The organism is Klebsiella sp. NPDC088457, assembly GCF_044900465.1.
In the GTDB taxonomy this organism is placed as follows: domain Bacteria; phylum Pseudomonadota; class Gammaproteobacteria; order Enterobacterales; family Enterobacteriaceae; genus Klebsiella.
In genome coordinates, this window is sequence record NZ_JBJDNH010000008.1 from 35,180 (window position 1) to 46,563 (window position 11,384).

10 protein-coding genes are annotated in these 11,384 nt (G+C 56.9%); 4 read left to right on the plus strand and 6 right to left on the minus strand.

Translation table 11 applies throughout. From position 1 onward, the window contains the following. Positions 1 to 353 precede the first annotated feature (353 nt). Positions 354 to 1,508, plus strand: coding sequence for an FAD-dependent urate hydroxylase HpxO (gene hpxO, locus ACI2JR_RS07015; RefSeq protein ID WP_132727235.1), 1,155 nt, complete (start codon positions 354 to 356; stop codon positions 1,506 to 1,508). Here the strand turns inward: hpxO and hpxR are convergent. Continuing rightward, positions 1,487 to 2,422, minus strand: coding sequence for a LysR family hpxDE operon transcriptional regulator HpxR (hpxR, locus tag ACI2JR_RS07020; protein WP_132727238.1), 936 nt, complete (start codon positions 2,420 to 2,422; stop codon positions 1,487 to 1,489). The genes hpxO and hpxR overlap by 22 nt on opposite strands. Before the next feature lie 127 nt (positions 2,423 to 2,549). On the opposite strand from hpxR, the gene hpxD reads away from it, so the two are divergent. The 3 genes from hpxD to ACI2JR_RS07035 all read left to right on the plus strand — a co-directional run bounded on the left by hpxD (position 2,550) and on the right by ACI2JR_RS07035 (position 5,130). Then, positions 2,550 to 3,587: a molybdenum cofactor-independent xanthine hydroxylase subunit HpxD gene (gene hpxD / locus ACI2JR_RS07025; RefSeq protein ID WP_132727241.1), complete on the plus strand. Its 1,038-nt coding sequence runs from the start codon at positions 2,550 to 2,552 to the stop codon at positions 3,585 to 3,587. A gap of 15 nt (positions 3,588 to 3,602) precedes the next feature. Next, a complete protein-coding gene (locus tag ACI2JR_RS07030; RefSeq protein WP_132727244.1) occupies positions 3,603 to 4,571 on the plus strand; it encodes a PDR/VanB family oxidoreductase in 969 nt (322 codons plus the stop codon). 220 nt (positions 4,572 to 4,791) lie between these two features. Continuing rightward, positions 4,792 to 5,130 carry a hypothetical protein gene (locus ACI2JR_RS07035; protein ID WP_462478206.1) on the plus strand — a complete coding sequence of 113 codons (339 nt, stop codon included), beginning with the start codon at positions 4,792 to 4,794 and terminating at the stop codon, positions 5,128 to 5,130. A 177-nt stretch (positions 5,131 to 5,307) separates the two neighbouring features. Here ACI2JR_RS07035 and ACI2JR_RS07040 read toward each other — a convergent pair whose 3' ends face one another. The 5 genes from ACI2JR_RS07040 to ACI2JR_RS07060 are packed head-to-tail and all read right to left on the minus strand — an operon-like array spanning position 5,308 to position 11,383. Next, positions 5,308 to 6,381, minus strand: a complete 1,074-nt coding sequence (locus tag ACI2JR_RS07040) for a hypothetical protein (protein WP_462478207.1) — start codon at positions 6,379 to 6,381, stop codon at positions 5,308 to 5,310. Positions 6,382 to 6,403: 22 nt separating this feature from the next. Then, entirely contained in the window at positions 6,404 to 6,838 is a 435-nt protein-coding gene (locus ACI2JR_RS07045; protein WP_462478208.1) for a hypothetical protein, read from the minus strand. Positions 6,839 to 6,862: 24 nt separating this feature from the next. Then, positions 6,863 to 7,921, minus strand: a complete 1,059-nt coding sequence (locus ACI2JR_RS07050; RefSeq protein WP_462478209.1) for a PAAR domain-containing protein — start codon at positions 7,919 to 7,921, stop codon at positions 6,863 to 6,865. 22 nt (positions 7,922 to 7,943) lie between these two features. After that, on the minus strand, positions 7,944 to 9,905 hold the full coding sequence (locus tag ACI2JR_RS07055) for a type VI secretion system Vgr family protein (RefSeq protein WP_462478210.1): 1,962 nt from the start codon (positions 9,903 to 9,905) through the stop codon (positions 7,944 to 7,946). A 50-nt stretch (positions 9,906 to 9,955) separates the two neighbouring features. Further along, positions 9,956 to 11,383 carry a serine/threonine protein kinase gene (locus ACI2JR_RS07060; protein WP_462478211.1) on the minus strand — a complete coding sequence of 476 codons (1,428 nt, stop codon included), beginning with the start codon at positions 11,381 to 11,383 and terminating at the stop codon, positions 9,956 to 9,958. Position 11,384: the final 1 nt, after the last annotated feature.

Genomic DNA, 11,384 nt, shown 5'->3' on the forward strand with positions numbered 1-11,384 from the left:
TATGACATCCCGTTGTGAATAAGCGTTATCTGCCTGGTGCACAAAGCAGGCCAGAGTCGCCTTTCGCGGGAAAATTGTTGTTAAAGGCAAAATTAATCATTATTTATCAATGAACTAAAAACGACGCTCTTTTGCTATCTCCTGCAACGTCTTTCTGACGCCACTGAAACGTTAGGTTCTTAAAATTAAATATGGAAATTTTTGATTCATAAAAAGGCAACAATGACCTGATAATGCACCATTACGATGCAACCCCTGCGCGATTTCGGCCACCCCCCCCCGATTTTCGCGCCCCGGCCGATCTGGTACGCAAATTGCTCAACCCCATAACGACGCAACATAAGGGGAAGAGAATGAAAGCATTAGTGATCGGCGCCGGTATTGGCGGTCTGAGTGCAGCGGTAGCGCTGAAGAACGCGGGAATAACCTGCGAAGTGTTTGAAGCGGTGAAAGAGATCAAACCGGTCGGCGCGGCGATTTCCATCTGGCCCAACGGCGTGAAATGTATGCACAGTCTGGGCATGGGCGAGATTATCGAAACCTACGGCGGCCCAATGCATTATCTGGCCTATCAGGAGTATCAGCGCGGTGAGATCCTGACCCGCTTTAGCCTGGCGCCGCTGGTTGAACGGACCCGGGGCCGTCCCTGCCCGGTTTCACGCAGCGAACTGCAGGGGGAAATGCTCGATTTCTGGGGACGTGACGCCGTGCAGTTCGGCAAACGGGTGACCCGCGCGGAAGAAAGCGCCGATGGCGTGACCGTGTGGTTTACCGACGGCACGACGGCCCACGGCGATTTTCTGATTGCCGCCGACGGCAGCCACTCGGCCCTGCGGCCTTATGTCCTCGGATATACGCCCGAGCGCCGCTACGCCGGCTACGTCAACTGGAACGGTCTGGTGGAGATCGATGAAAGCATCGCCCCTGCCGATCAGTGGACAACCTTTGTCGGCGAGGGCAAACGCGTGTCGCTGATGCCGGTGGCCAACGGTCGCTTCTATTTCTTCTTTGATGTTCCGCTGCCCGCCGGGTTGGCCGAGGATCGCAGTACCCTGCGCGCGGATCTGACCCGCTACTTCAGCGGCTGGGCGCCGCCGGTACAAAAACTGATCGCCGCCCTCAATCCGGAGACCACCAACCGTATTGAAATTCACGATATTGAACCGTTCGACAAGCTGGTGCACGGCAAGGTGGCGCTGCTCGGCGACGCCGGACACAGCACCACGCCGGATATCGGCCAGGGCGGCTGCGCGGCGATGGAGGATGCGGTGGTACTGGGGGCGATTTTCCGCGACAACAAGGATATCGTCTCCGCGCTGCGCCAGTATGAGGCGCTGCGCTGCGAGCGGGTTCGCGACCTGATCCTCAAGGCGCGCAAGCGCTGCGATATCACCCACGGCAAAGATATGGCGCTGACTCAGGCCTGGTATCAGGAGCTGAAAGAGGAGACCGGCGAGCGCATTATCAACGGCCTGTGCGAGACGATTCAGGGCGGCCCGTTAGGCTGAAGCTCGCGGACGGCCAGCATCTCCTCCATCACCGCCGTCAGTTTCTGAATCGCCATTTGCGCCGGACGAGAGAGCTGGCGCGATGGCGCCGTGCACAGCGCCAGCGTCAGCGGCCGCAGCAGCTTATTGCGCAGCGGAATAAAGGCCAGCTGCCCGCTTTTTACCTCGTCCAGCACATCCAGCAGGCTCAGCACCGTCACGCCGCTGCCTTTGAGCACCAGCGATTTAATCAACCGGATATCGTTGCAGCTGATGGCGTTGGTCGGGGAAAAATCATAGTGGCGATACAGCATCCCCACCCGGTCATGAACAATCAGCGGCGCGCCGGGGAGGATGTGGCGCTGCTCGCTGAGCTCCCCCAGTGACAGCACCGTCGAGCCGGCAAGGGGATGATCCGGGCGCAGCACCACCCCCATCTCCAGCTCAACAAACGCCAGCACGCTCAGCCCCGCCTGGCCTTCCGGGTCAAGAATCAGGCCAAAATCGAGATCGGCCTGGCGCACTTTTTCGCTGACCGTATGGCTGTCCGCCACCTGTAAAACCAGCTCCAGCCAGTCCCAGACGCCGATGATTTCGGCCAGCGCCGCGGCAAAGCTGCCCTCCGCCAGCGCCTGCACCATCCCGACGCTGACCGTCCCGCGCTTTAGCCCCTGCAGTTCATCAAACTTCTGCCGGGTCAGACGAAACTCTTTTTGCCAGCGCAGCAGATTGTCATACAGCAGTTCCCCGGCGGTGGTCATGCGCAGCCCTTCCGGCAGCCGTTCAAACAGCGGCGTGCCGAAGGCCTCTTCGGCCTGCAGGATCTGGCGGTTAATCGCCGACGCCGAGATATGCAGTTTTTCCGCCGCCCGGCGCAGGCTGCCGCTGCGGGCGACTTCAGAAAAATAGAGCGCAAAACGCGAAAATGGACTCATACCTCACCTGTACTCTTTTTTGCAACGGGTTAGTGAATTAATGCTGATGGATGTCAACACCCTAATATGACAACAATAAACTCACAACAATTAAACAAATCAATTTATGTGAGCAGGAAGGAAGACCATGAACAGACCACAGCCCACCCCACCCGCCCATTGCACCTTCGAGCCGGAGGACTGGCTACGCCTGGCGAAATGCTGGCACCCGGTCGCCCGCGCCTGTGATATCGGCCCCGCGCCGGTGAAGGCTACGCTGCTGGATGAACAGCTGGTGATTTATCGCATCAAGGGACAGGTGGTGGTCGCCCGCGATGTCTGCCCGCACCGCGGCGTGCCGCTGACGCTGGGCTTTCATGATGAAGAAGGGATCGTCTGCCCCTATCACGGCCTGCGCTTCGGTGAAGATGGCCGTTGCAACCGCATCCCCTCCAGCCCGGACCAGCCGGTGCCGGCGAAGCTGCACCTGACCAGCTACGCGGTAGAGGAACGCTACGGGCTGATCTGGACCTGCCTGGCCTTCGACCCGGAAAATCCGCAGCCGCTGCCGACGATGCCCCACTGGCACGATGACGGTTTTCAGCAGCTCACCTGCCCGGCGTTTGAAGTGAACGGCTTCGCCGGACGCCAGGTTGAGGGATTTCTTGACGTCGCCCACTTCGCCTGGATCCATACCGAGACCTTCGCCGATCCGGATAACCAGGTGGTGCCGACCTACAATCCGCAGGAGACGCCGTTCGGTTTTGTCGCCGACTACTGGAGCTCGGTCGGCAACTATCCGGCCAGCGCCGGGTTCCGCGCGCCGGAAGGGTTTCAGTGGCTACGTCACTTCGAAATGCACCTGCCCTTTACCGCCACCCTGACCATCCACTTTCCCGGTGAAGCCAGGCTGGTGATCATGAACGCCGCTTCGCCGGTTTCGTCACGGGTGACGCGGATGTTTGCCCCCATCGCGCGCAATTTCGACCTGCACGTGCCGGAGGAGGAGGTTTATGCCTTCAACCTGCGGGTATTTGAAGAGGATCGGCTGATGGTGGAGACCCAGCGTCCGGAGAGGCTGCCGCTGGATCTGACGCTCGAAGCGCATATCCCCGCCGACCGCAGCTCCATTGCCTATCGGCGCGGCCTGAAGAAGATGGGCTTCGGTGAGTTTTTCCTGGTGTAAAGAGGGAGAAGAGTCATGAGTGACGTTCTGAAGGTGATGGTCGACGGCATGTGGCGCCAGGGGGATAACTGCCTCGCCATCAGGCTGACAGGAACAAATGGCGCACCGCTCCCCGACTGGCAGCCGGGAGCGCATATCGACGTCCACCTGCCCTGCGGGATTATCCGCCAGTACTCGTTAACCGGCTCGCACACCGCGACGGAGGGTTATCTGATCTGCGTGGCGCGGGAGAGCGATTCCCGCGGCGGGTCGCGCTATATCCATGAGACGCTGCGCCCCGGCCAGACGCTGGCGATCTCGCCGCCGCGCAATCTGTTTGCGCTGCAGCGCGCACGCCACGTGACCCTGCTGGCCGCCGGGATCGGCATCACTCCGCTGTATGCGATGGCGCTACAGCTGGCAAACGAAGGGATAGCGTTTACGCTGCACTACTATGTTAAACGCCGGGAAAATGGCGCCTTTATTGCTGAAATGACGAGGACGTTGCCGGAAGGGAGTGTGATGATTCATTGCTCCAGCGAAGGGCACAGCCCGCGGGTCAATCTGGCGGCGATGCTGAACGAGGCGCAGGCCGACCAGCGTCTGTACCTCTGCGGGCCGCCGGGATTTATGGCCGCCGTGCGTCAGGCGGCCGCGGAAAAAGGCTGGGACGAGGCGCAGGTACACAGCGAGGCCTTTCAACCGCTGCCGCCCAGCGCCGGCGCAGGAGAGGATGGGATCTTTACCGTGACCCTCTCCTCCTCCGGGGAAAGCTGGCCGGTTCCGGGCCACAAGACCATCGCCCAGGTGCTGCAGGAAAACGGCGTTGCCGTTCCGCTCTCCTGTGAAATGGGGATTTGCGGCGCCTGTCTGACGCCGGTGATCGCCGGAGAGGTGGACCACCGCGATACGGTGCAGTCAGAGGCAGAAAAGTGCGCCGGCGCGCAGCATATCGCGCTGTGCTGCTCCCGCAGCCGCTCCGCCAGCTTAGTGATTGATTTATAACCTTTCTGCTACGCCGATGCCTGCAAATCAACGCTGACGTTTCAGGCATCGCGTCTTTCTCCCTCCTGAACATAGCCAAATAATTTCATTTAAATCAATAAGATAAGAAATCATTCCAGTTAGTCATGTTCTTAATAAAAATTATTCATTTCACTTATTAATCCATTTCCGCCATATTTGTATGACAAATACATCATAACCCAAAACGCCGGGCGCCATTATGAATACCACACAGAAGAGACGGCTTCAGGCCGATAGCCTGCAGGGAAAGGGTTTATTACGCCGCGCCTTCGCGCTATGGGCTGAGATAGAAAAACTCGGCGACGAGGAAGTCCAGGCCCAGTCCAGACACAAGCAGTCTGAGATTGCGGCGCTGCTGAAACAGCGGCGGCTGGAGCAGGAAAGCGCAAAATATAACTGTCGGCATAATATTGCCGCCGACCGGCAGGCCATCGTTGAATATCTGCGCAATGGCATGACGCCCCGGGAAATTGCGGCCTTAACGCAGCGTTCCAGCGCCTTTATTTACAGCTGCAGGAAGTGGCTCTCCCCCCGCTGACCTCGCCACGTCACACGTGCTGACCAGCTGTCCGGGTATGGCGTGGCGCGCAGCGCCGTTTCCGGACAGGTGTTCAGCACAGACTTAGCACCAACCATAAAATATAGTTCTATCCGAGTATTTGCCAGCCAGTGATTGGCTGGCTTTTTTGATCGCCGCTATCTACGGTAGAAACACTTAGCTTTTTTCAATACGAAACGTTGACAGAATGATTTCCTGGCAGCGTATATTGGCTTCAAAATAGTAGTTTTGATGATTGCGATGAGGGCCGACAACCTCAACGTAACACCACAAATCATTAATTTTAAAAATGCACATTTGATAAGCCGCCCGGACATTCTCAGCAGCGCTTACCACTTCTCCTGAACAGGTATAGATATCGCCCGTAAAGGCGGTATTGATCTCGTTAGGGACGCTAACAATATCCGTTGCAGACAGTGAGACTGCGCGATCGTGCTGATTAAAGCGTGCAGTGGCGACCTTGAAAATATCGCCTTCGCTGTGATAATCATCCTGCCGGTAGATACAGAGATTAATCACTCCATGATTAATCTCGTTAAACGTGTGTTCTATCACCAGACGATTATCAGCCAGCGTGCTCACCTGCCATGAATCAGGAATTTTAAACCCACTATCATTTTTTTTACTCAGGCTGACGGTTTTTAACAGTTCCGCAAGCATCATATTGCTGCGATGCATCAGGTCCCAGTTGATCGCAATCAGCAAGATTTGATTGGCAAGCGCGTTGTAATCCCGGGCGGCACAGGACGTTTTAATTAAAAAGTAATTACCGCCGCCATTTATGGGGTTGTAATCTTTTTGCACGCTATAACGTGAAACAACTTCATCACCTGAGGTCATCGTTTTACTGGTCAGAATATCAGCAAATTTTCCGCTGCCGGAGGGGTGCGTGATGATCCGCTGGTGCAGAATCTTCTCGCCCATCAAATCGAGCTTATTTATCAGCCAGTCTGATGCATTCATTTCCCAGCGGCAATGCTCATAAGCCGCCCAGACTTCAACGTAGGGCGAGGTATCCTCGGTGATGTAGCGCCCGATGTTGGTTAGCCCGACGTCCTGAAAAACAACGGGCCGCAGCTCAACGGGCTTAACGCTCTGCGGAAGCAGGATCCAGTAATGCAACATCTCTTTTTCTGCAGAGGTGTAGAGACATTTCCAAAAGCCATCCCGAACCGCTTGCGCCTGATCCTGCAATTCGAGAGGGAAAAGATATTTTTTTTCAGTATCCATCGTACACCCTCAACCATAGTACTTATTTAAGCCATAAACCTGAAAATATCAGCACGCTGCCCAAAGAGACTAAGCCTTTTGCAACGATAAGTAAGCTCGGGGCGACAACACGTGATACCGAGGATAACTTTTCATAATTTTGCGCATTGTGCGTTTTATGGCCGCCCATAATCCCGGCAAAAATAGTACAAAGCAGAACCACGACGACTTTTAATCCCCAGAGACACAGCAATGACATTGAAAAGATGATCGAATACTGTTTCGCCGTTGCCACAGAAAATAATGAAAAGGACTGCGCCAGATATTTAAAAATAAAACTGATGACCACCGTCGCAACCAGCACCAGGAGCAGCATTAAGCCCGTCCTGAACCACTGTTTTTTGCTGAACTGATCTTTCCCATTCCATATCAGCGCCAACGTCAGAATCAAAAAGAGAATAAAGAAAAACCAATTCATTACCACGTTCCCCATTTACACATTTTAATCTCCTACCAGGACTGTAACACACCCCGTCTTAATCACACCATCGTCGTCCCCAACGGTGGGGGGCGGGTTGTTTTTATCATCGTCATCATAAATCCAGTCAATGATAGGTTTGAGCGCCACTTTGATATTCGCATCCGCTTTGAGCCCAAGCGCTAGCGCGACCTCGCCTGCAGCCCGCAGGTTAAGGGAATAGTCCGTTTCATCGATATACGCCGCCACCCCCGCAGAGGCGCCGGCGCTGCCGACACTGCCCCCGATTTTGCCATCGGCAACAATCACGCCGAGAAGATCGACTTTGCCCGTGCCCTCTCCTTTAACTCCGGCGGCTTCTGCCCCTAATTCAGCATTAAAGCCATAGCGCCCTTTATTCCCGTTGTATAGCTCACTGACGGCCTTTGCTTCGGCGGTGCCGACGGTAAAATCGCCGCCGACGCCCCCATACAGGGTACCTTCTTTTCCAAGACCGCCCGTCGCACCATATTGCATCCCTGTCGCGGAGGCGCTGGCGTTTAATCCGGCATAATCGGCCTGATCGACCACCAGCGTGCCACTGGCATTGGCGACAGCCAATTTGGTGTGCAGTTCGCCGCGCGCCAGAGACTGGCTTTTCATATTCCCGACGGTGATGTCTGCCAGGGCAAAGCCCGCAGTCGCCGTGTCCGGTTTCCCTAATCCGGTTTTATCTTCCAGACTCGCGTAAGCGCCAAGAACCCGGGCATCAAAAACATCGCCATGCATGGCGCCATCTTCACCCGCCTGTTTCGCCAGCGTTCCTCCCCAGTATTGCGGAGGCGCGGGTTTGACCGCCGCTGCTGCCGGAGTACCGGCGGTATTACAAAGCGTTTTATCGCCTTGCCGGGCGAGAGGTAACCCATTAACAAATACCGTCGCTGAACCCCCGACGATGCTCCCCTGCCCATGCTGAGAGCATGAAAGCGGGTCGCCTTTCCGTGCCGCCGGAAATCCGCCAATAATGACATTCGGGCTTCCGCTTTGAATTGGGCCAGTATGCGCACTTGTGTCAATACGCGCTCTGGCGGCAGGTTTTCCCATAATCGCGTTCTCTGTAGGCAAATTAACTGTTAACTTTCACAAGCGCGCCTTTGATATCGGTAAGATTGCTACCCACTATGCTCACCGTGTTATTCGCCTTCAACTCGGTATTCACACCGTCGCCCAGCGATGTCAATTCGTCACCTTTGAATATGGCCTGTGTCACTGCTTCAGCCGTAAGGTTGCCTTCCCCGACTTTTATTTCAATTGCATCAGGCGTAATCAGAATATAGTTGTCTTTCACTTTAAGCTTAATACTGGTCACGGATTCAAGCAGCGCATTACCTTCTTTATCCAGGGTTAACGCCGTTTGATCTTTACCAACATTTATAATGTGTTTATTACCTATATTATGCGTTTCATTATTACCGACAGCAGATTTTAGATTGCGCTTTATCGTAATATTTTCATCTTGTCCGACCGTTTTTTTGCGGTCCACCCCCACGTCGTGGGTCTCAGAATGTTCGATGTCCGTATCCATATTTTTTTCGGCATGGATCCAGATCTGCTCATGGCCTGCTTTATCTTCAAAACGCAGGGCGTTGGCATTGTCGACAGAGCCATCCTTCGAACGACTGAGAAACCCCATCTGCGTCGCCGCGGCTGGCAGCGCCCACGGCGGCATGCTCGCTTCGTTATACACCCGCCCGGTGACGATCGGCCGGTCCGGGTCGCCGTTGATGAAATCGATCACCACCTCATCGCCCACCCGCGGGATCTGCACCCCGCCAAAGCCCTGACCCGCCCATGCGCTCGATACGCGCACCCAGCATGAACTGGTGTCGTCCCCTTTCGCCAGACGATCCCAGTGGAACTTCACCTTGATCCGCCCGTATTTATCCGTCCAGATGCTCTCGCCCTGCGGGCCCACCACCTTCGCCGTCTGCGGGCCGTAGGTCCGCGGCCACGCCGTCGCCTGCGCCGGGCGATAGGCCACCGATGCCGGGATCACCGTAAAGTCGATGCGGTGTACCGTCGCCCCACCGTCGCCGCTGGCGTAGCGGTTTTCTTCAAAGGTATACTCCGCCACCGTGGTCAGGTAGTCACCGTTGTCGCTGAAAAACGGCGCGTTGCTCAGGGTAAAGGTTGCGCCCGGCGCGATCCCCATCGCCGTCGCCGTCGCCCGGATCTGCTGATGCTCCACCTGCCAGCGCTCCTGGCGGATGCGGGCGTAGAACTCGCCGTGGCTGTGCTCGACGAAGCGCCCCGGCCAGTCGTACACGTCAATGCTCCCCGGCGACGGTGAGGCCGGGTTCTGCTGGGCCTGGAACAGCCACGCGTTGGGCTTGCGGAAGTCGTAGTCATCGAGGCTGTAGATCCCCGGCGTCACGCTGTCTTCCAGCGCCCACTGGCCAATCCCCTCTTCATCGGTACTCCCGCCCGACGACGTCTGGTGATACGGGATCACCTCGTAGCCGCTGAACGGCTGATACTGCTCCGCCGCATCGGTCAGCACCAGGGTGTGCTTGTCCGCCTCGTGCCGGAAGTGATACGCAATCCCCTCCAGCTCCATCAGCCGGCTGATAAAGTCGAAACTGCTCTCCTGGTACTGCACGCAGTAGTCCCACACCCGATAACTGCCGCTCAGCCGGTCTTCAATATTCACCTGATATTCGCCGAGCAGCGTTTTGACTATCTGCGGTACCGTCTGTCCCTGGAAAATACGCAGGTTACGGTCGCGCTTCATCGGCCACAGATCCGGCTCAACCGTCAGCTGATAGACCGCGTAACGGGTGCCGGACAGCTCGGTCGCGCTCACCGCCACGCGCGTCACCTTGCCATTGATGTAGCGGGAGGTGAGCAGATTTTGCGTGGGAATGGTCACCGTAACCGCCTGGCCCAACAGCGTACTGCGGTCGATACGCGCATCGGTGCCGAGCAGCGTCAGAGTCAGGGCAAACGACCCGGACATCGCCTCACGGCCGGAGAGTTTCCAGAAAAGCAGCCCCTCCACCGGGAGCTGAACGGTAATTCGGTTAAACATAAGCAACATCCAGATTAACTGGCCACGCGCGCACGACATGGCACAAGAGATTAACGAGACGGATTAATCAGCCAGGTCCCCGGCTTCGCAATGTTCAGGCTTTGCGAACGAGTCTGCCCGTTGCCCTGCAGGACAATCTCATAGCGGCCTGGCGCCAGCCTGAGCGAGGCAAAACCATTACTTGCCGGGAGGGCTCTTTTCACTTCGCCATTGAGCTTCAGCTTCTCGCCTTCGCGCATACGGACATAAATCTGAGCAACCGGCGCCGCCTCCACGGCCGCTGGCGCAGCGTCTTTCGCGGCGGGAGGCGCAGCAGGCGTTGTTACCGCCTTCGCCTGGGGTGATGCCACTGGCCGGGCTTGCTGCGGTGCCTGCCGGGCGCTGGCGGTCTGTTCCGCCGGGGCCTCATGACCACCGCTGAACAGCATCCCTCCGGCAATGACGCCAACGACAACCCCCGCAGCCACCATCGCCGGGACTTTATAACGACGCCAACTATTGACGACGGGCTCCCCTTCTTCCTCCACCAGCGCCAACATCGTGCCGGGTTTCTTCACCGTCAGCACATCGTCAACATTCGATACCGACATGTCGATCAGCTCGGCAAAGGCCGCAATCGACTGCGGGCGCTCTTCGACGCGCAGCGCCAGCGCTTTGTCCACCGCCTGCAATAGCGCCTGTGAATAGCCTGCCGGCTGGCGTTCCGCCAGAGGCTGATAGCTATCCTGAATGCTACGTACCACGCTGACCGGCGGCGGTGAGCCGACAATCAGCGTATGCAGCACCGCGCCGACAGCATAGATATCGGTCCATGCCCCCTGTTCGCTTTCGTTATCATCGGTGTACTGTTCAATAGGCGCATAGCCCGGGCGGAGCATGGTTTCCGTTTCATCAGCGAGGTTGCCGATGGTGCGGCGCGCGGAACCAAAATCGAGCAACACCGGCAGACCATTATCCTGAATCTGAATGTTGTCCGGGGAGATATCCCGGTGCAGATACCCTTCGTCATGAATCGTCTTGATGGCGCCGAACAGCATCGGCAGCATCCGGCGGATCCAGGCTTCGTTAATCAGCTCCGGCTGCGTCTCCCGCAGGCGCGAGAGCGTGCTGCCGCTGTAAAATAGCGTCCCCATGTAGGCGGTGTCGTTCTGTACCCAGAAGCGCAACACGTGTACCAGGTTCGGGTGGTTAAAACGCGCCAGCAGGCGCGCCTCCTGAATAAAGCTGTTCAGACCGGCGGAAAACGCTTTGCTGAAACGCTCGCTGCGCAGCGCAAGGGTCATATCCTCATTCCGCACCGCCAGCGACGATGGCATAAACTCCTTGATCGCGATGGTGCGTTCCAGCTGATGATCCCAGGCGCGATACACAATGCCGAAGCCGCCGCCGCCAATCACTTCCTTAATTTCAAACTCGTTAAAACGATACCCGAGCGGCAGCGCGTTCAGGACAGTCCGGTGGTTTTCGTGATCCGTCATG